Source organism: Lentilactobacillus sp. Marseille-Q4993, from assembly GCF_951230165.1.
Lineage (GTDB): Bacteria > Bacillota > Bacilli > Lactobacillales > Lactobacillaceae > Lentilactobacillus.
The window spans coordinates 1-22736 of record NZ_CATNVB010000033.1 but is presented as its reverse complement, the minus strand read 5'-3'; the positions used below and the strand labels follow the sequence as shown (position 1 = coordinate 22736).

General features: G+C 41.1%; 14 protein-coding genes and 1 pseudogene. 5 read left to right on the top strand and 10 right to left on the bottom strand.

Annotated elements, in window-relative coordinates:
* Nucleotides 1–99 precede the first annotated feature (99 nt).
* Complete coding sequence (zwf, locus tag QOW94_RS09470) at nucleotides 100–1584, bottom strand: glucose-6-phosphate dehydrogenase (RefSeq protein WP_283680176.1); 1485 nt, start codon at nucleotides 1582–1584, stop codon at nucleotides 100–102.
* A gap of 264 nt (nucleotides 1585–1848) precedes the next feature.
* On the opposite strand from zwf, the gene QOW94_RS09465 reads away from it, so the two are divergent.
* Both QOW94_RS09465 and QOW94_RS09460 read left to right on the top strand, forming a co-directional pair.
* The gene (locus tag QOW94_RS09465) at nucleotides 1849–2619 is read left to right on the top strand and encodes an Ig-like domain-containing protein (RefSeq protein ID WP_283680175.1); all 771 of its coding nucleotides are present in this window, start codon (nucleotides 1849–1851) and stop codon (nucleotides 2617–2619) included.
* Between the two features lie 146 nt (nucleotides 2620–2765).
* The gene (locus QOW94_RS09460; protein ID WP_283680174.1) at nucleotides 2766–3938 is read left to right on the top strand and encodes an MDR family MFS transporter; all 1173 of its coding nucleotides are present in this window, start codon (nucleotides 2766–2768) and stop codon (nucleotides 3936–3938) included.
* Between the two features lie 107 nt (nucleotides 3939–4045).
* Here the strand turns inward: QOW94_RS09460 and nrdI are convergent, their stop codons facing one another.
* From nrdI to QOW94_RS09435, 5 genes are all read right to left on the bottom strand, one after another.
* Entirely contained in the window at nucleotides 4046–4507 is a 462-nt protein-coding gene (gene nrdI, locus QOW94_RS09455; RefSeq protein WP_283680186.1) for a class Ib ribonucleoside-diphosphate reductase assembly flavoprotein NrdI, read from the bottom strand.
* Nucleotides 4508–4512: 5 nt separating this feature from the next.
* Entirely contained in the window at nucleotides 4513–7632 is a 3120-nt protein-coding gene (locus QOW94_RS09450) for a YfhO family protein (protein ID WP_283680173.1), read from the bottom strand.
* A 102-nt stretch (nucleotides 7633–7734) separates the two neighbouring features.
* Nucleotides 7735–9093, bottom strand: a complete 1359-nt coding sequence (locus QOW94_RS09445; RefSeq protein WP_283680172.1) for a hemolysin family protein — start codon at nucleotides 9091–9093, stop codon at nucleotides 7735–7737.
* A gap of 179 nt (nucleotides 9094–9272) precedes the next feature.
* The gene (locus tag QOW94_RS09440; RefSeq protein WP_502867266.1) at nucleotides 9273–12245 is read right to left on the bottom strand and encodes a YfhO family protein; all 2973 of its coding nucleotides are present in this window, start codon (nucleotides 12243–12245) and stop codon (nucleotides 9273–9275) included.
* Nucleotides 12246–12563: 318 nt separating this feature from the next.
* Nucleotides 12564–13403, bottom strand: a complete 840-nt coding sequence (locus tag QOW94_RS09435; RefSeq protein WP_283680171.1) for an aldo/keto reductase — start codon at nucleotides 13401–13403, stop codon at nucleotides 12564–12566.
* Between the two features lie 219 nt (nucleotides 13404–13622).
* On the opposite strand from QOW94_RS09435, the gene QOW94_RS09430 reads away from it, so the two are divergent.
* From QOW94_RS09430 to adhE, 3 genes are all read left to right on the top strand, one after another.
* Complete coding sequence (locus tag QOW94_RS09430; protein ID WP_283680170.1) at nucleotides 13623–15998, top strand: HAD-IC family P-type ATPase; 2376 nt, start codon at nucleotides 13623–13625, stop codon at nucleotides 15996–15998.
* Nucleotides 15999–16086: 88 nt separating this feature from the next.
* Nucleotides 16087–16614, top strand: a complete 528-nt coding sequence (locus tag QOW94_RS09425; protein ID WP_283680168.1) for a DUF1836 domain-containing protein — start codon at nucleotides 16087–16089, stop codon at nucleotides 16612–16614.
* A gap of 218 nt (nucleotides 16615–16832) precedes the next feature.
* Nucleotides 16833–19445 (top strand): bifunctional acetaldehyde-CoA/alcohol dehydrogenase, encoded by a 2613-nt coding sequence (gene adhE / locus QOW94_RS09420; protein ID WP_283680166.1) that lies wholly within the window; start codon nucleotides 16833–16835, stop codon nucleotides 19443–19445.
* 310 nt (nucleotides 19446–19755) lie between these two features.
* Here the strand turns inward: adhE and QOW94_RS09415 are convergent, their stop codons facing one another.
* The 4 genes and pseudogenes from QOW94_RS09415 to QOW94_RS09400 form a co-directional block, all read right to left on the bottom strand.
* Nucleotides 19756–20148: a GNAT family N-acetyltransferase gene (locus tag QOW94_RS09415; RefSeq protein ID WP_283680165.1), complete on the bottom strand. Its 393-nt coding sequence runs from the start codon at nucleotides 20146–20148 to the stop codon at nucleotides 19756–19758.
* A 3-nt stretch (nucleotides 20149–20151) separates the two neighbouring features.
* The gene (locus tag QOW94_RS09410) at nucleotides 20152–20547 is read right to left on the bottom strand and encodes a GNAT family N-acetyltransferase (protein WP_283680164.1); all 396 of its coding nucleotides are present in this window, start codon (nucleotides 20545–20547) and stop codon (nucleotides 20152–20154) included.
* An 859-nt stretch (nucleotides 20548–21406) separates the two neighbouring features.
* Nucleotides 21407–22249, bottom strand: a complete 843-nt coding sequence (locus QOW94_RS09405) for a hypothetical protein (RefSeq protein ID WP_283680163.1) — start codon at nucleotides 22247–22249, stop codon at nucleotides 21407–21409.
* A gap of 369 nt (nucleotides 22250–22618) precedes the next feature.
* Nucleotides 22619–22736, bottom strand: a pseudogene (locus tag QOW94_RS09400) (IS30 family transposase); the annotation flags it as partial.

Genomic DNA, 22736 nt, shown 5'->3' with positions numbered 1-22736 from the left:
CAGCAACGATTTGCCAGTGGGATAGCAAACAAGCACCACCAGAAACGATTAGGTTTCTGATGATGCTTGAGGGATGAACAATATTAGTAATGATTTAAATTATTGGTTTAATTTGTAGATCCATTCACGGTGGTCGCGAGCTAATAATTCATCAGCTGCAACTGGTCCCATTGAACCTGGAAGGTAGTTAGGGAACATTGGTTGTTGAATATCCCAAACTCTTCTGATTTGGTCAACGAACTTCCATGCGTTGGCAACTTCTGGCCAGCTTGAGAAGTTAGTTCCGTCTCCCTTAAGGACGTCGTGAATTAAACGTTCGTAAGGTTGTGGAGTGTTTTGAGTTCTTTGGCTACTCTCATAGAAGTCAAGGTTAACTGGTTCAGTGTGGAATCCTTGATCCCCATTCTTAGCGTTAACAACTAATGAGAATCCTTGGTTTGGTTCGATGTGAATCGTCAAAACGTTAGGGCTCAAGAGAGTGTTACCATCTTGTGGGAATGAGAAGATATCAACGAGTGGCTTCTTGAACACAACGTCAACTCGGGTAAACTTATCAGCAAGTTTTTTACCAGTTCTGATATAGAATGGAACCCCTGACCAACGGTAGTTATCAAACAATAACTTACCAGCAACGAATGTTTCGGTGTTTGAGTCAGCTGGAACGCCATCTTCTTCACGGTATTCTTTACCGTTGCCACCAGCAGCGTATTGGCCACGAACAAAGTTAGTTGAGGCTTCTGCAACGTTGTAAACCCGCAAACTTCTGAGGGCCTTAACTTTTTCAGCTCGGATATCAACATCCTTGAAGGCAACTGGTTGTTCCATCGCAAGCAAACTAACGATTTGCATAATGTGGTTTTGAACCATGTCGCGAAGGGCACCGGAGTTGTCATAGTAGCCGGCCCGTTCTTCAACCCCGAGGTTTTCAGCAAGCGTTACTTGGATGTTATCGATGTAACGGTTGTTCCAAAGGGCTTCGAATAAGGTGTTACCGAAACGAATAGCTTCGATATTTTGAATCATTTCCTTACCTAAGTAGTGGTCGATTCGGTAGATTTGGTCTTCGTTAAATGAATGGCTTAAGGCATCATTCAATTCCTTAGCTGATTCAAAGTCACGACCGAATGGCTTCTCAATAACTAGGCGATTGAATCCGTTACCTTCTGATAGTAGTCCTTGATTCTTAAGGTTCTTGGCAACTGTTCCGAAGAAGTTGGGTGCCATTGAGATGTAGAATACTCGGTTACCATTTAGCTTGAATTCTTTGTCGAGTTCTTCAGCTTTGTCCTTCAAAACGCTGTAGTGTTCCAAATCAGTAACGTCATGAGTTACAAAGAAAAAGTGCTTGATAAAGTCAGCAACTAATTTCTTGTCTGCCTTCTTTTCAGCATCGTTAACAGATTTAGTTACGATGTCGCGGAATTTAGCATCATCAACGCTGTGACGGGATGTCCCGATAACGGCGAAGTGATCGCGGATGTTTCCTTTTTTAAACAAGTTATACATTGCTGGATAAAGTTTTCTGGTAGCAAGGTCTCCAGTAGCACCAAAAAGCATTATCAATGAACGTCTTTCAGTTGGCAAAATTTCCACTCCTATTCTTAACTTAACTAAGTAAATTGATATATATGTCTATACCACTTCGCTAACATTATATAACACATGATTGACCAACAAAAGGGGTTTGTGAAACTTTTTTTCAAGGGACTATTAAGATGGCTTAACCGCTTACATCTAGCCGAGAAAAAAGTTGTTTAAGAAAACTATAAATAGTAACCCAATGTGTACATTTGTTCCCGTCAAGGATATATAATGATGGCTGCAAATCAATCAATAGGAGTAATTTTAATGAAAAGAAACAGTTTTTTAGTGTTGTTGTTTGCGATTGCAGCTTTCTTTGTGGGAGGTAACATTACCCACGCGAGCTCACCTTCGTTGAATGTCGATGATCTTTATTCCAACTCAACAAGTATCACTGGTGACGCTACTAAGGGAAGCACAATCTACGTCCGGAATTCTGATAAGAAGACGATTGCTAAGTCAACGGCAGATGCTGTTAACGGCAAGTTCCAAGTTACCTTATCTACTGAACTCAAGGCTGGCCAAAAGTTGTATGTATACGCTAGAAAATCTACTGGTGAATACTTCTATCGCATTGTCCATGTTCAAACTAGTCAGTCTGCATCAACCGCAGTTGCTCATAAGAACTCGGTTTCAAATAGCGGTAAGTCAACTACAAAAAAGACAAGCTCAACTAAAAAAGCAACTAGTTCATCAAAGATTAGTATTTCAGACCCAACTGGAACCTGGAAATCAGGTAAGAACAGTGGTTACCAAGTTGTAACTAAGTTTAGCCAATCAACGGGTCTTAACCAATACCTTTACCACAATGGTAAGTATCAAAAGAAACTCATTAACTACGCTGTTTATAAAGTATCACCAAAGACAACTAACTTTTGGAAGATTACTTACAGACAACGTCATCACAAAGCAACCCAGACAATGTACATTCATTTCTCAAGCAACAAGCATTTCTGGATCGTTAACAGCAAGAACCAAGTAATTAAGGTTAAGTACGGTAACGCACCTGCTCATACCTATAGATTTGATCTTCAATAATCTTAGCCAATAGTTTAGAGTAAATGGACCTAGTGAGTCAGGGATGATGAGCTAGGCCCTTTTACTGTTCTCTATGAAGTTGTTTAGTTTTACCGCTAAGTGTGGGAAAATGGAATGAGAAATTAAAGTAAGGGAGGGAAAAGATAGTGTTTGCAAAAAAATCAGAAGTCCACTTTAGTGTTATCTTTTTGTGCTCACTGCTACTTAACGCTGGTGCTTCATTCATGTGGCCTCTGGTTACTGTGTATCTTCATAATTACTTGCATAAATCACTAACGGTATCTGGAACATCGTTACTACTGATGTCAATTTGTATGATGATTGGAAATTACGTCGGGGGTAAGCTGTTTGATAAGTGGTCGCCATATAAGGCGTTAAACTTAAGCGTCCTGTCATCAACATTAGCAATTATTATTTTGATTTTCTTTCATGGCTGGCCAATGTTTGGGGTAATGCTATTGTTCGTTGGCTTCGGTGATGGAGCTTGTATGACGATGGTTTATGCTTATGCGGCAACAATCAAAAGTAAGTCATCTCGGAAAATATTTAACCTTCTCTATATTGGAACCAATCTAGGGGTAGTGATTGGAACTTTACTGGTTGGATTTCTACTGAAGTATGGAGTTACCGTTGTTTTCGCTGTTACCTCCAGCTTCTACGTGCTGTTGTTAATCCTTTCGCTGACGATGTTCAATGTTGATATTGATCGGCGTGAACCATCTGGTAACGTTGAAAAGGGAATTGGCACGTATGGCAAATCTAACTTAGTTTTACTGGGAATCTGTCTGATGGTTCTGACTGTCTATCTGTCCTACACCCTTTGGGAAAGTGTTATTTCTGTTCGGATGACTGGCCTTGGAATCTCGTTTGAAAAGTATAGCTTGCTGTGGACCCTTAATGGGTTAATGATTGTTTGTATTCAACCACTGGTTAACCGGTTCGGGACGAAGTTTAAGCTCAGCACCCAAACGTACTTTGGTACCGCAATTTTTGCGATTTCTTTTCTAGGACTGATTGTTGCTCGTGAGTATTATGCGTTTGTGATCGTAATGATTGTAACGACGATTGGTGAAATGATTGGATTTCCTGGGGTTCCAGCTTGGATTGATGCGCTGTCGACGCCATCGGAGCGGGGAAAGTACCAAGGGATGTATAACCTGTTTATGTCATTTGGACGGGCAATCGGGCCATTGATTGGTGGCTTTATTATTGACGTGTGGGATTACCATTTCTTGTTCTTCTTTGCAGCTGCAATTATCATCATTTCGATGGTATTCTTGATGATTGTTGATTCTAGACGAAAACGAACCGAAAACTAAAAAAGCTTCGAGGCTGGGACGACGAAAGCACCTTCTTATGCTTTCTGTCACACTTCCGAAGCTTTTTTATTATGCACCAAACTCTGCCGGCTTTTTTAGAATTGCTTTTATTTTGCAGTTGCCACTAATAACTTGTAGATTCTTTCAACGTCAGCCCCAGTACCTCGAAGTTCGTAGTCAGCTAGGAATGGAGTATTGAACTTTTTTGCATATCGTTTGGCGGTCAAACAATATTGTTCGTTGAAGTTTCGGTTTCCACTACCAATCACGCCCAAACAATGACGAGCGTTGTTACCGTAATCGATGTATTCACCTAAGGCATTAGTCATTAGTTCTTTAACCCCATTGTCAATTCCGTTACCACCGTCAAGGTAGGTTGGAACAAACGCAAAGTAATTACTTTGCTCGTTATCAAAGTCAGTTTGTTCGCTGACTTCCTTTAGGTTGATATTCGGGGCAGATTCATCCATGTCATGAAGTGACTTAGCGTACTCCTGTAGTTTGTTTACGAAAGATCTGGTGTTTCCTTCGATTGAAATATAAAGAATGTTGATTGTGCTCACAAATATCTCTCCTAAATTCGCCGTCTAGCGTGTTTGTATTTTGACCTGCGGCTCGCATCGTCGGTGTTTGAATGACTGCGAACCTTACTTACTATGCAAAGTATAATTAATAATATTGTCGATAGCAATGACAATATTTTGCCAATTGTTCCACCCGGAGTCGAGTACACTAGTTTAATGTCGTGCTTTCCAGCTGGCAAACTAGCGCCGACAAATCCCTTATTAACGACAAACGTGTCCGCATCCTTACCGTCAACTGATAGCTTCCATCCAGATGAATAAGGGATCGAAGAAACCATAGTTGAGGCAGTGGCGTTGTGAGACTCACCTGTAACCTCGTTTTGATCAACTCTTAGATTGGTTAGGCCGGTCTGTTTAAGTTTGGTTAACTGGCGGTTGTAGGCTTTGTTAAACGGCATTGCTACTAACTTGACTGACTTAAACTTGATATTTTTTACCTGATTGAACATTAAGGTCACCTTTTTGCGGGCACTCTTTGAGTAGCCAAGGTTGATAACCATATCATTGATTTGGCGGTAATTAGATAGGTTGTTGTTATTGTACTGGGTAAACCCGGTGTGATAACCACCCGCAAAAGCATCAAACTGGTAACCACCGTAAGACTGATTGAGTAGGTGATGCCTAAAGTTATTCAGCTTTTGCATCTTAGTGTAGAGTGAATTGTTCATCAACTTATTGTTAGCATCCCACTTCAACTTATCGCTAAACGATGGGTCAGTTTGGTGAATTCCCTTAAGGACTAAGAATAACTCGCTATTTTTAGTGGTTGCTGGTTTTTTGATATCAAGCTGGTAGTTGATTTTTGCCCCAGTGGCATCCGCAGTCATCTCTTTTAATCCGTCAGAATTCTTTGTGGCGTTAGAGGTGATGATGTTCCGGTTTTCCTGAATTACCTTCTTAGTGGCTGTTAAATTTGCCCCGAGATTGACGTTCTTGTGGGGCTGAAGGAGGGCTTTATCAGAAGCCTTTTCTCCCTTATCCAACACATGGAGGCGGTACTTAGTTAATTGATCGCCGTTGTAGATAATTGGCTGAGTGTCCATTTTTACTTGGTAATCAATGTTCTTCTTTGGACTCTTATACTGCAAACTGTTCCTGTCATGGTTAACCGAATCAACGACGGCTCCCTGGGTCATCACGCGCTCCTTATCGATGGAGCTGAGCCGATTAAACGCGGACGGTGAAACGGTTTGCGTTTGACTGTAAATTAGCGGTAGGGCCAGTTTAGACTGATAAATCGTGGTTCCATTCTGATTCTCTAGCCCAGACTTTGGATAAGTTCGCGTTTTGGCGTTATAAATCAGTGGGGTACCATCGATGTTTTTAACTTGAGTATATCCGTAAGGAATCATTGGTTTCTTCTTGGTATTGGCCTTGGCGAATATATACTTCACACCCAGAAGGTTATTGAGTGATGTGCGGTAATCGTTTTGGGCAATTGGCGTGTTCATCGAGAACTGACTGTTACCAACCGAACGGGCAAATTTCCCAAGATAACCGTTTTGTAGCGTCAGGTATACTGACTCGTCGTTTGTAGCCGTGTTCATTGGTGCGTTGCTATTCAAGTTAGTGTAGTTGGCCATCACGTTTTCCTTGTCGTGATGGTATTTCGGACCAACGGTGGTTCTGAAGAAGCCCTTTTGAGCATCGGTATATTTCTCTGCCCCGTTATAGTAGTCCTCGCTGAGCCGAGTAGCTAATCCCCGGTTTAGTTGAAGCTTGATAAACTGGCTTGAGTTGGGGCTGTACGTTCCAATGATGTTGGCACCAACATTGGCCAAAAAGACTAACGAAATTACGATGTAGTTGGTTCGCGCACTCCATTTAAAGGCCGGCATTGCCAGAATTGCAATCAGAGTAAGTAGTAGGAAACCATACTCAATCAAGTCATGACGTTGGATACGGAGAATCATACCGCGGCTCAACCAAATGATGGCAATCAGCCCTAGTCCGCTTAAAAGCATGATTCCCACGTCGCGCCTAGTAAAGTTGGTGATGTTTTCGACGAACACCATGGTTGCCATCCCAAACAGCAAGTTACCAAGCAAAATCCACCGGTTTGATGGGGTGGAGAAGGCATTGATGACTGCACCGACGGCAGGGATGAGAATCCCAATCAGAATAATTAGGGTGAAAATATTTTGCTCCAAGAAAGTCTTGAAGTGAATTAGCATGTATACCAAACCTAGGAAGGAAATCGATGTAATTCCAATTACAAGCCAGAAGTTCATGGCTCGCCCGGTTTGAAGAATGGCACTTGGTAGTTTGAGATAGTAATCGATTGGGAAGAATGTAAACCCGTTAGCAAACTTCTGATGAATTCGAGTGGAGTTGAGGGCTAACAGAATCGTGGGTAGGAAAATAACCGCGGACATGCCTAAGCCGATTACCACTGCCCCGAGTGTTTTAAGTAGGGCATGAAGGAAAATAAAATTTGGCTTTTTGATAAAGAAACCAACTTTGACAATCGTGTAAACAGCTGCCCCAATTGCCAGAATCCAAGCAAAATAGAAGTTACCAATTAGGACCAAAAAGATGGCCAAGGCTAAGGGCACCATCGACTTATTGAGTAAAATATTATCAATCCCGTAGACTAACAGCGGGAAAAAGATAAGTGGCAGAATGAAGAAAGGATGGTGAATTCCGGTCGCTAATGCGTAGCCACTAAATACATAGCTTAAAGTACCAATTAAGCGGCTGATTTTGCTGAAGTTGTAGTGGGTAGTAAAGAGTAGAAACGCCAATCCTGACACAAACATCCTTAAAAAGATAAGCGCAGCGAATCCCATTTCAAGGTGACTCTTTGGAAAGAAAACAATGAGATAGTTGAACAGATCACCCGTAACGTAATAGGAAAGGTTGGTTAAGGTATCAGAGCCCAAACCAATGTTCCACGACCAGTGATTGAATCCCCCGGCTGGGTTATGGATAAAATCAATAATCATCTGCCTAAACGTGGTTAGAATCGGATAGTGTTGAGTAAGCCCGTCAAGTTGCCAAATAGCTGACTTGTCGGTCATATATAGCAAACCAACAATCAGTGCTGACAGTAGGATAAAAAATCCGGTGTATAAAATTACGATTGGTGTTTTTTGCCAGAGCTTTTTCACGGTTTTCCTCCAAGGGTGACAATAGGGATTTTGAACAAATAAAAAAGGTGGGACAGAGGCCATAGGAAAATGACTTCGTTGTCCCACCCTCTTTTGGATCGATTAGCTTTCTTCTTCGGAAGTAGGCTGTGGTTGCTTTGATAATTTGGTAACTTCAAACCAATTGATAAATGAATTTTCGTAATCAATGATTTTAAAGTCAAAGTTCTTAAATGTAATCGTATCGCCGGCTTTAAGGTCGGGATGATTATCGATAAAGTAACCAGCTAACGTAACGGCATCTGAATTAGTAAACTCTGGGAAGTCTTCGTCGAAATACCTCTCGAAGTCATGAGTTGTAAGCTTACCGTTAACTTGATAAGTTCCGTTTGGTTGCTTGAAAATATATTCGGTAAATGATGGATCAATTTCGTCCCGAACGGTTCCAAACAACTCTTCGTAGATATCCTTGTCGGTGATGATTCCTGACGTTCCCCCGTATTCATCAACAACGACAACGATTGGTGTTCGTTTCTTGATCATCTGATTCAAGACGGCTGTAATTGGTGTCATTTCTGGAGTGGTAGAAATGTTTCTTAACAATCGGTCGACCCCAATGGTTGAATCGACTTGGGATTGACGAATCAAGTCATAGTTGTAAACATATCCCAGAATCTTATCCTTATCGTTGTCAGCAACGACAGGAATCCGGCTAAATTTCTGTTGCAGATAGACCTGAATGGCGTCCTTAACTGTGGTTGTGATATCAATAACCACAAGTTGGGTTCTATCGATCATGATATCCTTGGCAACCTTATCGTTAAGGTCAAACGCCCGTTGCATGTATAGGTAGTCGTTTTGTTCCAACTCACCCTGTTTAACGGCGTTTCTCGATAAATTGAGAATTTCCGCCTGTGAGAATTGTTCCTCATTTTCATTGGCAACTTTCAACCCTAACATCTTGACGATTCCGTTGGCTGAAATATTAAGGAGCCAAACGAATGGGTAGAAGGCAACGTGGAAGTAGTGAAGTGGCGTTGAGATCACACTAAGAACCTTCATTGGCATATCAATACTGATGTTCTTAGGCACGATTTCTGTCAGCACAACTTCTAGGTAAGTCAAAATGATAATTCCGACTACCGCTCCGATTGCATGTGCAGTTGTTGGGTTGATTGGTGAGTTGTGCACTTCCATGACGTCAACCAATAGGGTAACGACGAGTGATTCACCTAACCAACCTAAAATGATTCCGGCTAAACTAACTCCAACTTGAGTAGTTGATAAATACTCGTTCAGGTTAGTAACCATGTGAATCTCACGGTCAATTTTCTTGGTCTTTTTCCCCAATGTTTTTCTACGTTCTTCAAGGGCACTGAGCCGGGTCTGCACTAAGGCAAACTCACTAGCAACGAAAAATGCCGCAAAGAAGAAGGTAACGATCACGATAAACAAATTGGTTATTATCTGGCTATCGCCCAAATTCTATTCCTCATTTCGTAAGTACTTTCAGTAATATAGGTAGTTATCAAACTAATTATAATTATACGCCGGCAAGTTCGTTTTTTTAAGTCATTTTCAGAACTCTTAGCGAAATTTCAAGCGCAAATTGGTTTTAATAAATAGTGTAACGCACAAGTGGACAATAATGAAGATAAGTTTTACTTAGTTTGTCGGATAAACTTGATCCCAATGACAAGGATAAAGTGACCGAGCAACCATAACAGGCCAACCACAGTCAGAAAGATACCAAATTTAAACCCAGGTGTGATGTATTTCAACTTGATATTGTGTTTACCTGCAGGGAGATAGGCTCCGATGAATCCCTGGTTAGCGATGAACGTCTTAACGGGTTTATTATCGACAGTCAAGTTCCAACCGGTCGAGTACGGAATCGATGATACCATAACGCGCTTGTGGTCTTGGCTATCGGTTTGGCCGGTGATCTTATTATCGGCAACTTTTAGGTTCCGAAGACCAGTCTTTTGAATCTTAGTGATTTTTCGGTTGTACTGTTTGTTGAATGGTACGGCGACAACCTTCAAGTGTTTGAAATGGAGCGATTTAACCCCGTTGAAGTTGAGCAGGATAGAAGGCCTGGTTTTCTTTGAGAACCCAAGGTTTAAAACGATGTGCTGGCGGTTCTTATAATCAGACAGGTTGCTGATTGGTAGTTGGCGGATGCTGTTGGAACTGTCTGCCAAACTTGCGGTCAGCGTGTAGGCTCCAAGATCTGGGTAATGAAGAGCGGTTCTTAGCCGATTTACCTTAGCAAGTTTTGATACCGGCTTACCACTAACGATTGAGTGAGCAGTTAAATTATCTATGCGGTCCTTAGTGGTGTGGGTGGTTGCCTTAACCCCGTCGATCACTAAGTATAATTCTGAATTTTTATACTTAGCAGCATTGTTTAACTTCAAGCGGTATGACAAATTTCTGCCCTGGGCATCACTAGTCATTAGATGCAATCCGTCTGAGTTGGCGGTAGCATTGGTGGCTAAGACTTGCTTGTTTTGCTTGATTAGTTTCTGAAGTGGTTTGCCGTTAGGATTGACCCCAGTTGCCTTCGACCAAATGGCGTGCTTGTGTTGGGGCAGGTCGGTTGGATATTGTTCCGCGGTCTCTCGGTATCGAGGGTTGGCTGAGTGTCGCATTCTGTAAAGAACGGCTTTGATTGGGGTATTAATGATTTTGTCCTTGAATAATTGAGCTTGATACGAAACGGTTTTCGGACTTGTTACGCTGGCGTTCGCAAACTGAGTACTTGGGTTTGCGATGTTCACTCCGTTAAGTAAACTTTGTTCCCGCTGGATTGGCGTTAGTGACTTGTACTGCTTATCAGAAATTACCTTGGACTGGGTGTAAATGAGTGGCAAGGCTAAGTCGTTTTTGAGCAGAACGGTACCTGAATGGTTAGACAATCCGGAAACGGGCTTTTCAGGGTAGTCGATGATGCGACTAGAATTTTGATGGCGAACGTAGTGGAACCCGTAAGGAACCGCTTGGGGTTTCTTGACAATATCAGTCTTGGCAAACAGGTACTTAACGCTGATAAGGTTAAGCAAGGTTGTCCGGTTATCACCCTGACCGACAGGACCGTTTGCGACTGCTTGCGGATTATCCAGCGATTCGTTGAAGCGATAGACATGACCATTTTGAATTGAATAGTAGGAATTGATATCTCGTGATCCCAAGAAGGTAGGGATGTTGTTTCCTGCCGTCTTGTGAGGGTAGTAGTCATGGGTAGTTGTGGTTCTAAAGAACGATTTCGATTTATTAAAGTAGGTTTCCGCTCCATCGAAGTAATCGTGTAGCCATTTGGTGGCGGCCCCACTAACTAGTTCCTGATTGGTGTTACGGCTGTTGTTGGGGCTTAGCCAACCTTGGCCGTTACTAATAACGTTTATGACCACAATACTCGTAAGAATAAAGATGAAATAGGTTGGTTTAACATGCATTGGCACCCGACCAGCAAATAAGACTAGTAATAATAGTAGAAAACCATAGGCTAACAAGTCGTTTGCACGCATATTCATTGTAAATCCTTGGGTGATCCAGGTGAGCCCAATCAAGACCAGAACGCTGATGGTAAGGAGAATTAAATCTTTGGCGGTCAGCGTTTGAAGGTTATCGACGAAAATCATGGTTGCGAGGGCTAGTGGTAAGACGGCTAAGAATAACCACCGGTTTGAAGGGGTCGACATTGCGTTGATTGCCGCACTGACTTGGGGAAACAGAACGGCAACGGCAATTAGGCACAGCACAGAAGCCAGATACTTATAGGTTTTGAAGTGGTAAATGACGTAAATGGCCGCCAGAATCGCAATCCCACTGATGTTGATGACAAACCAGAAACCTTTGATCGTGGTGCTAGTAATCAGTTGGTTTGGTAAGTTTAGATAGTAATTGAGGGGATAAAGCATCAGTCCGTTCGCAAACTTAGCGTGATACATGGTTCGCGGTGATTGAAACACTGAGAGGAGCGTTGGCATGAGGATGAAGCCAGCTGTAAGAAGGCCAACGCCGAGCCCCTTAGTTAGATTCAAAACAAACGTGCTAGCGAAAACCCGTTCGTGGTTATCTCGCATCTTTAGCATGCGTACCACAAGGTAAACGGCACTTCCAACTGCCAGAATGTAGGCGAAGTAGAAGTTACTGATCAAAGTTAAGCCCGTTGCGATCGCAAGCGGAGCCCACCGCCGTTTTTGGAGAACTTCTTCGATTCCCAGTAGGAGCATTGGGAACAGCATCATTGGCATCAAGAAGAATGGGTGATGCATTGAAACGTAGAAGTTGTAACCAGAAAAGGTGTAGATCAAAGCCCCAATCAACTTACTGTGTTTGCTGAAAGAAAGTCGGTTTGCCCATGCTAAAAAGGCGAGGCCGACAAAGTAGAGCCGAACTAAAATCAAAACTTGGTAGCCGAGCTCGAGTTGGGATGCTGGAAAGAGGGCAATCAGGTAGCTAAACGGATCCCCAACTACGTAGAAGGCTAACGTTGTCAACAGGTCACCACCAGTCCCGAGATGCCATGACCAACTGCTAAGCGATTGGTGGCTGGTTCCCTGAAGAATACTTTGGAATTGAGCTAGGATTGGAAAGTGTTGGGCGATTCCGTCCACATTCCAGATCAAAGATTTCCCCGCTAGCCAGGGTAGTGAATATGTAAGTAAACAAATAAATAAAAAAATTGCAGTGTAAATTGCGTACATAGATATATGAGACTTCCACGACGCTTTGGTTGATAGTTTCAATTGAATAACTCCCCAATAAACATAATATGTACCATTGTTGTGCATTTTTACTCGTAACACAATAGTTGCAATCAGATTGAAACCAGATTTTAAACAAATAGAGAAATGTGATAACGGATATCCTGTATTTGATGGTTTTCAAAATAAAAACGCCTCAGTAAAGTTGTCTCACTGAAGTGTTCTATATTTGTCGCTTGGTTAATACTGTTTTCCTAATTCATACACCAATTCTGGTTCGTTTCCAGTCCGTTGGTTTTTGTTTAAAATATCAATCATCGTAATCTCGTCATCACTGAGGTCGAAGTCTAACTCGGTGTTTTCCTTGATGCGGTCAGGATTTTGGGACTTAGGGATGATTGAAAGACCACGGGATAGCTGCCATTTCAAAATTACTTGAGCTACCGATTTACCGTGATGGTTTGCAATCTTCTTGATCATTGGGTCATCGAGAACCAGTCCGCGACCAAGAGGACTCCACGCTTGGGTGATAATGTCCTTTGATTTGTCGTAATCGATCATTGGTTGCTGAGTTAAATATGGGTGGGTCTCGATTTGGTTAACAACCGGCATTTCATTTGCCTGGGTTGCCAATAGCTCTAGTTGAGATTGCGTATAGTTGCTGACCCCGATTGACTTAGCCTTACCCTGCTTTTTAAGTTCTTCAAACGCCCGCCAAGTGTCAAAAAACTTATCGGCAACTGGCCAGTGAACGAGTAATAAGTCAAAGTAATCCGTTCCAAGTTGTTGGAGTGAGAATTCAGCACTTTCGATAACTGTGTCGTAGCCTTGATTCATTTCGGTGATTTTATCCGTAATAAAGACGTCGTCCCGCTTAAGTCCAAGTCTACGAATGGCATCACCTAGGTACATTTCGTTCCGGTAGAGTTGGGCGGTATCGAATAAGCGATAGCCGTCCTTCCAGGCTTCCTCGATTGATTTATCCATTAATTCTGGGGTGTCGATTAGATAGGTACCATAACCGAGTGCGGGCATTTCGTTGCCATCGGCTAGTTTATATGTATCTGAAATTGAAAACATAGGTGGTGACCTCCTTTAAAATAGGTAACGGTTTCATTTTAGCATAGTATAGGTATAAATAGAGAATTGGACTGGTCGGATAATATGAATCTGTCGGGTTTTCGGGCAAACCCAAACTAGGTTAGTCAGGGTTTATTAAAAGAATCTTACATCTAATGCCGATATTGGGCATTTTCTCAGTTATTTTGTACAATAATATTGAAAGCTGAGGTGCAAAGCATGGCAAACGTTGAACTGTCATCCATCGATCCTAAACTTGGTCTTACCACCGATCAAGTTAACATCCAAATTGAAAACGGCAATAAGAATACCGCTGAAGAATCGCTGACCAGAAGTGTGAAAGAAATCCTTCGGGATAACACATTCACGTTATTTAACTTGATCAACGTGGTTCTTGGAGCGCTTATTTTCTATACCGGCAGTTATAAGAACCTATTGTTTTTGGGAATTGCCTTCTTTAATACGATTATCGGAATCATTCAGGAAATTCGGTCCAAACGACAGGTGGACAAAATGGTCCTCCTGGCAGAGGGAAAAATTTCAGTGATCCGTGACGGGTCGGAGCTTCAATTATACCCAGAGGATTTAGTGTTGGGTGACATGGTTTTGCTGAACCGAGGCGACCAGATTCCAGTTGACGGTAAGGTCATCAGTAGTCGGTCAATGGAAGTCGATGAATCACAGATTACCGGTGAGTCGCGGACGATTACCAAGGAACCTGGGGATGAGTTGACGTCAGGTAGTTTTCTGGTCAGTGGGTCTGGCGTGATGCAGGTTATTCGAGTCGGTAAGGATACGTTTGTTAATCATCTTTCCAATGAAGCTAAACAAGGGGAGGATGCGCCTTCAATGTTGTTGGGAATGATCAACCGCATCATAAAGGCCCTAACAATTGTGATTATTCCCCTTGGTGGGATTCTGTTTGCAGTCAAACTGTTTCAAGGAAACGGCATCAACCAGTCTATTTTAGGGACTGCCGCCGCCATGATTGGGATGATTCCTGAAGGGTTAGTGTTGCTTACCTCAATGACCCTCGCAGTTTCAGCCATGCACCTGGCTAGAAAAAATACATTAGTTAGAAATTTATCTTCAATTGAGACCCTTGCACGGGTAGATACGATTTGTTTGGACAAAACGGGAACCATAACGAGTGGCGATTTGAAGTTTGAAGAAATCGTTCCGGTGGCTGAAGGGATCACTACTGAGCAAATTGGTAAGATGGTCGCCACAATCGTCTACGGAACTGGTGACCGAAACGAAACAGCTAATGCAATTCGCAATGAGTTTGCTGACCCCAACGTTCAGGTTGAGGAAGTATCTGCATTTTCGTCTGACCGGAAGTGGAGTGCGGTTACTACAGCTACTGGAGACAACTACATTTTTGGAGCTCCCCAGTTTGTCTTTCCAAACTTATCTGAGGCCGAGACCAAACGAGTTCAAGAGTTAGCTTCCGCTGGTAACCGGGTAATTGCAATTGCAACCGCAACTCAAATTACCGCAGATAAGAAACTGGTTGATTCAAACCTAATGGGATACGTCTTAATTAGTGATGTTATTAGACCTAATGCTGCGAACACCTTCCAGTTTTTCAAAAATCAGGGTGTGAATATTAAGGTGATTTCTGGGGATGACCCAGTGACTGTATCGACGATCGCTAAAAACGCAGAGATTGCAAACGCGGAGAAATACATTGATATGTCGACGGTCAAGGACGATGATGCTTTTGGGCAAGTTGCTACTGACCACACGGTGTTCGGCCGAGTTACTCCTGACCAAAAGAAACGGCTGATCAGTTCGCTGCAAGACAAAAAGCACATTGTTGCCATGACTGGTGACGGGGTCAACGATATTCTGGCATTACGGCAAGCAGACTGTGGAATTGCAATGGCTTCCGGAAGTGAAAGTACTAAGAGTATCGCTGACTTTGTGCTGATCAACTCCAACTTTGATGCAATGATCGGGGTTCTAAATGAAGGTCGCCGGGTAATCAACAACATTCAGCGAGTTGCTGCGATGTACTTGATCAAGACAATGTACTCAGTTGCACTGACGATTATGTTCATGTTTATGCAAAACGGATACCCATTCCAGCCAATCCAATTGACACCAATAACGACATTAATGGTTGGAATTCCTTCATTTATCCTGGCGCTACAACCTAACTTCGGTAAAATTACCAATCAATTTATGCGACAAGTATTGGTGGTTTCGGCACCAGCTGCAGCCTGTATCGTTGGTTATATTGCGTTAATTCAGCTGATTGGGGTCATTTTTGGGACAGATTACAAGTTCACTTCGACTTTGTCGGTATTGATCACAGGGGCCATTTGCTGGCTAGCTTTGGTCATGGTTTCACGGCCATTCAACCGACTTAAAGTGGCACTAGTATTCGGCGTTCTGGCCGCATTCCTACTAGTAATCGTATTCTTTAACAACATCTTCTCGTTGGTATCGTTTTTCAACCCAATGATTTGGATATTCGGTGGGGTCTTAGTTGCAACGGCCTACCCAATCTACATTTCAATGCAGGGAGTCATCAGTAAAGTGCTGACGATTAGGGAGAGAAAACGAGCTCAAAAGGCTGCGAATAGTTAATCTTTAAAAACACAACTGTTTTTTTGACTTACACCATCTAGTCTAGTAGACTAGATGGTGTAATAATATAGAAAAGGTGGTCACGATCATGGATGAAAATAATCAGCAGCTAATCAAATGGGAACAAAAGCTAAAGGGAGTGGAGCTACCACTCTGGTCTGAACTTCCTAATTTTGATTTGTACATGGATCAGGTGACCGCCCTAGTAAATGGTTATCTAGGTCAGCTTGAATTAGAACCAGTGACGTCGTCGATGATTAATAACTACGTCAAACACAAGGCGATAATTGCTCCAGTTAAAAAGAAGTACCAGACGATGCATATTGCAGACATTATTCTAATTAGTTTATTAAAACCAGCGTTTTCATTGGAAACGATTCGGCATGGAATCGACCAAGTAACGGCCAACCTATACCCACAACAGGCGTATGATAATTTTGTTAAACGACTCAACTTTTCATTGAATAACATTGATAATCGGGGCCACAAAGCCGTGTCAGAAAGCGATTTGAACGAAAGATTCATTCAAGTCGCAGTTAACGTTATCATTGACCGATTGGAATCTGAAAAGCTCCTGAAAATAATTCAGAAGCCGTTGAAGAAGATATCTAAATAGCGAAAATAATCACAAATTAATTATAGTAAGCGCTTTCATTGAGTGAGCAAACTTTTAAAAGTTTTTTATCAAGCCAATTGCCCGTGTATATAGGCAGTTGGCCTTTTTAATAAAATAGTTTGTGAAATTAATAACAAAACTATTTACTTTCAAAAAATACGTGTTAGTATAGATATTGTGAAAAAGATAACAAAGCAAACTTTCAGGAGGCAACAACAATGATTGAAAACAAAGTTGAAAAAAAGCCCGTTAACAAAACAGACGATGTAAACAAGATGATCGATGGTTTAGTAGCCAATGCCCAAAAGGCATTAAAGGAAATGGATAGTTTTGATCAAGAAAAGGTTGATCATATTACCCACGAAATGGTAATGGCAGGTCAAGACAAGCACATGGACCTTGCAATCCTCGCAGCCGAAGAAACTGGCCGGGGAGTTGCTGAAGATAAAGCAATCAAGAACATGTACGCCACTGAAGAAATCTGGCACAGCATTAGAGACCACAAGACAGTTGGGGTTATCAAGGATGACGTTGAGCGTCAATTGATTACCGTTGCTGAACCACTTGGGGTTCTCGCCGGAATTACTCCAGTTACTAACCCAACTTCAACGGCATTGTTCAAATCAATCATTGCCATGAAGACTAGAAACCCAATCATTTTCAGTTTCCATCCACAGGCTTTACATTCTTCAATCGCAGCAGCTAAAGTCGTTCGCGACGCTGCTATTGCTGCTGGTGCTCCTGAAGGGGCAATCCAATGGATCGAACAACCAAGTATCGAAGCTACTAACGCTTTGATCAACCACCCAGGGGTAGCTTCAACCCTTGCAACTGGTGGCCCAGGCATGGTTAAGGCAGCTTACTCAACTGGTAAGCCAGCATTAGGTGTTGGTCCTGGTAACGGTCCTGTTTATATCGAAAAAACTGCTAATATTTTAAGAGCCGTAAACGACTTGGTATTATCAAAGACATTTGATAACGGTATGATTTGTGCCACTGAAAACAGTGCCATCATCGACCATGAAATTTACGATGACGTTAAGGAACAACTTGTTCGCAACGGCGTTTACTTCATTAAGAAGGGCGACTACAAGAAGTTATCAACTACTATGTTCAACCAAGAAAAGGGTAACGTTCTTGGACCTATCGCTGGTAAGTCAGCCAAGGCAATTGCTAAGCTGGCTGATATCCAAGTTCCTGACAACACTAAGGTTCTTGCTGTTGAACTTACAAAGATTGGTATCAAAGAACCACTTTCAGGTGAAAAATTATCACCAGTTATCAGTGTTTACAAGGCAAATGATCACGATGATGCATTCCATATCGCAGAACAATTATTGAACTACGGTGGTTTGGGACACACTGCCGGAATCCAAACAACTGACGATGACATCGCCCTTGAGTTTGGTAAGCAAATGAAGGCAGCCCGGGTTCTTGTTAACACACCAGGTGGCTTCGGTGGAATTGGTAACTTGTACAACGAAATGACACCATCACTTACTTTAGGTACTGGTTCATGGGGTGCAAACTCAATTTCTCATAACGTTACTGACTACGACTTGTTAAACATCAAAACTATCGCAAAGAGAAGAAATAACATGCAATGGGTTAAACTACCACGAGTTTACTTTGAAAAGACATCAATTAGATACCTCGATGACATGCCAGGTATCAACAAAGTGTTCATCGTAACCACACCAGGAATGGTTGAACATGGTTATGTTGACAAGGTGCTTGATGAATTGAAGCGTCGTCCAAACGAAATTCAATACTCATTATTCGCAGACGTTGAGCCAGATCCTTCAACTGACACAGTTAACAAGGGTGTTGCTCAAATGAGATCATTCAAGCCTGATACAATCATTGCCCTTGGTGGTGGTTCTCCACTTGATGCTGCTAAGAACATGTGGTTATTCTACGAAAATCCTGAAACTAGTTTCTTCGGCGCAAAGCAAAAGTTCTTGGATATCAGAAAACGTGCATACAAGTTCAACAAGCCTCGTAAAGCTCAAATGATTGCTATCCCAACTACTTCAGGTACTGGTTCAGAAGTAACTCCATTCGCTGTTATTACTGACTCAAAGACCCACGTTAAGTACCCACTCGCTGACTACGCATTGACTCCTGATGTAGCCATCGTTGATCCACAATTTGTTGAAACTGTCCCTCGTGGAACGGTTGCCGCATCTGGTCTTGATACCCTTTGCCATGGTATCGAATCATTCGTATCCGTAATGGCATCAGATTACACTCGGCCACTATCACTTCAAGCAATCAAGTTAGTATTTGAAAACCTTGAAAAATCATACAACGGCGACAGCCAAGCCAGAGCAGAAATGCATAACGCTGCTACCCTTGCAGGGATGGCCTTCGGTAACGCATTCTTAGGAATCAACCACTCAATCGCCCACAAACTTGGTGGTGAGTTCGGCTTGACCCACGGAATCGCAATTGCAATCACAATGCCACACGTAATCAGATTTAATGCTAAGCTACCACAAAAGATTGCTGCATGGCCTAAGTACGAATACTTCCGTGCTGACAAAGACTACGCTGAAATCGCTCGTTACATTGGTTTGAACGGTAAGACTGATGAAGAACTTACTGAAGCCTTGGTTAACAAGATTATCGAATTAGCTCACAAGGTTGGCGTAACTCTTAGCCTTAAGGCATGGGGCATCAATAAAGAAGATCTCGATGCATCTGTTGACCGTCTTGCTAAGTTAGCTTACGAAGATCAATGTACTGTTGCTAACCCACAAGAACCATTGGTTGCTGATCTTAAGCAAATTATGCTTGATGAGTACGATGGTAAGGGTGTTGAAAAGTAATATTTCCAAATTAAACAACTCTAAGAAAAAAGGCTCCCAGTTGGGAGCCTTTTTTTGTTATGGGGTTAGAAGGTGGCTGGAATGTGTATACGCAAATCAGCTACACTTATAGATATATATTTTGATACCGGTTGATGCCCTTGATTTCACGGGGGTGATTGTGGGTGTCAAAACTCAAAAGTTGTGAATACAAAAAAGAAGGTAAGGCTCGGGCGCAAAGTTCACGGGCAAGGTTTTCCGTATATAGTGCCATCGTCTTAAAAAAATGGTGGGTAGGATAAGAACTTAGTAGCGTTATTGTTAGATGAACCTATACTTTGCGCTGAATCTTAAAAGCATCTGTTACTGATTCAAATCCAATCTTTGGATAATAGTTGATTGCTGAGGGGGCAGCTAGTAACACCAACGAAATGTTTTTTCCCAGATCTGTTCGTATTTTATTGATTAAGGCTCTCCCCACACCATCATGTTGATATTCTCTCTTAACAGCTAAATCTGAAATGAAGCAACAATAGGAAAAATCAGAAAATCCACGTGCTACACCTATTACCTGATCGTCAATCCAGGCGGTATAAATGATGTTGGCATTATTAAGCATTCTTTGCATTCGTAAAGAATCATTAATTGGGCGATGAATTCCGGAACTTTCAAAAATATCAATCAGCTGACTGGAACTAATCTTAGCATTTGCATTAATTATCATTAGTTATCCCTCCCGATGTATTCGAAACATATTATTTATTTTTTTAAGACCTAACTTTTTATAGAATTCTATAGCATTTGGATCTGATCTCAATGAGATTGTTACTCTATTTCCGACATATTCTTGTACTTTTTCTAAAAGATTTGTGCCAATATGATTGCTATGAAATTCTGGCAAGACGACGATTTCACTCAAATAACAACTGTATTCGAAATCAGTTAAACATCTTGCAAAACCAACTAAAGAAGTTCCGTTCCATGCGCTGACAGTGAGTTGAGTGTTTTCATTCATCTTTATAAGGCGACTATTGTTCAATGACTTTTCAAAATTATTTTTCTTGTATATCGCTATCATTTCGTTCAGCGGTAATGGTTCGTTAACTTTATATTCTATATCCATATAAAAGACTCCTCGGCAGTTGTATTTAGTGCATGAAAATCGGTTCTTTAATTATAAATCTTTAGGTAAATAATAAATAGGTACATCTGAAGTTAATTAAAAAGCTGTTTAATTTAGAACGTGCGTGCCCCATAATTATTAGACAAATCTAACGATTATGGGGCACTTTTATGTTGTGTTGCACTTAAATTGCCAATTCAAGCATGAATAAATGACTTGAATTAAATAGGTTAAGTTGCGAAGTAGCTATGGGAAAGACTGATAATTTGCTGGTATCATAGATAAAACGGTAATTGGTGACCATTTTAACGGGATAGATGGGACTTACTAACTCCAAAAACATGCTATACCACTCTCAACTTTACATATGATGGGAGATTACACGAAGTACCTGACTACACGTTGATTTAATCAGGTGCTTTTTATTATTTTTAGTGTTTATGGCATATTCCAAAAAGTTAAAAATGAAAAAATTTGCATCAGCAAGGATAATACAAACACTACAATTAAAAACGCATCTGGTTTTTTGTGTTGAAATAGTAGAACAATAATCCAAACTAGTGAAATAACAAAAAATAACAAACTCGTAACAACACTCCCTTTCGGATCAACTAGAATAATAGACAAATAGGTTTACAGGTATAACTACTTAAAAGAAAAATCTACCTTTTTCTGCATAACATTCTTTGCCATATTTCGAAACAACGTGATGTCATTTGTAAACTCAGAAACTCATTAGTAATTAAGCCTACTATAGTTCTGAATTTTTGAGTTTAGATATTAGCTAGAGACTCATCATTAGAGATCTAGCATATCTTGAATGTACCGTTTTAATTCTGTGTAGGTTTTGTCAAAATTTCTATGGTACTCTCCACCAAAGTCTGTGCGACCAATTCATGTGTGGTAGACCCCCTTTAAAAGCGGAGCAGTTTTTGTTACTTGTTAGCCCCTTACATTTGGAATTTCCACTCATTTCACAACCATAAATGACATCATTGTGATTGCAGTCACTTCCTTGAAAATTCAAAGCAGCCTTTGCAGCACTCATGGCTCCGGCTCGGCGGCTATAATACTTATGTGAGAAGTTATAATATCCATTAAAATCATTGCATTGAACTCGGACACCCTTCTTATATTTATGCCCATTTTGTTGGCCTATTTTTAATTCTTGATAAATTGGGTTGCTTCCACCAGAGTTCTGACCTGAATTCATATTAGAACCGTTCGCTTCCATGTTATCTAGTAGATGCATTAAATCTAACGTAACTGTGAAATCGCCTTGTTTACTTTGTAATTGCTCTTGGGTTAGTTTGACAGACTGAAGTACGTTTCCCAATTTGTTTTTAAAAAAAATAACTGGATTGTTTTTGTCAACTTTTAAAGTGAATTTATCGTTTGAAGTATTGGTACTTCCAACAGATGAAGTTACTACAGCACCACTGTCAGCTAATTTTTCATCTAGTATTGTGTAATTACCATCAACATGCGTAGAGTATCGGGAGTTTTCCTGCATCGTTAACTTATGCAGACTAGCCATATCATCATCGCTTAACGCTGTAGTGAGCATCCTTGCCTCATTTTGAATAACAACGTGTCCTTGAAAGTCGATTGTATCTGCAGTATCTGCGTTTACAATCTTTGAATATCCAAACAGCATAATACATAGTGACAATACTAAAAAAAGTAAATTTTTTATTCTCAAAACTAAGTTCCTCCATGTATATTTAAAATATAATAATCTCATAATATTCTGCAAATAGGTACAAATATTGAAGCCTATGTGCTTTTTTTATGAAAATCGAAACATGAATAGATGACTTAAATTAAATAGATTAAGTTACTAAACAGGTATGAAAAAGGCTGATACTCTGCCGGTATCATAGATGGAGCGGCAATTTGTGGCCAATTTAACGGGATAGAAGAAGCAGCTCAGCTTACTTATCAATTAAAAATTCATGCTATACCGATCTCAACTTTACATATGATGTCTTCTAATTAGGAGGTTTCCGAAGACGATGATCTAGTTTTTTAGAGCCCTAAGGTTCTCCTGTTCTTTATGGTACTTGAATTGTCAAATTAAGTGCAACGCAACGTTAAAGAATGACTCATATGGTGTTTTCCAGCCTAGACATTTACGAGGACGCTTGTTCAACTTAGTGGCATAGCCCTGAATTTCTTTATCATTGATG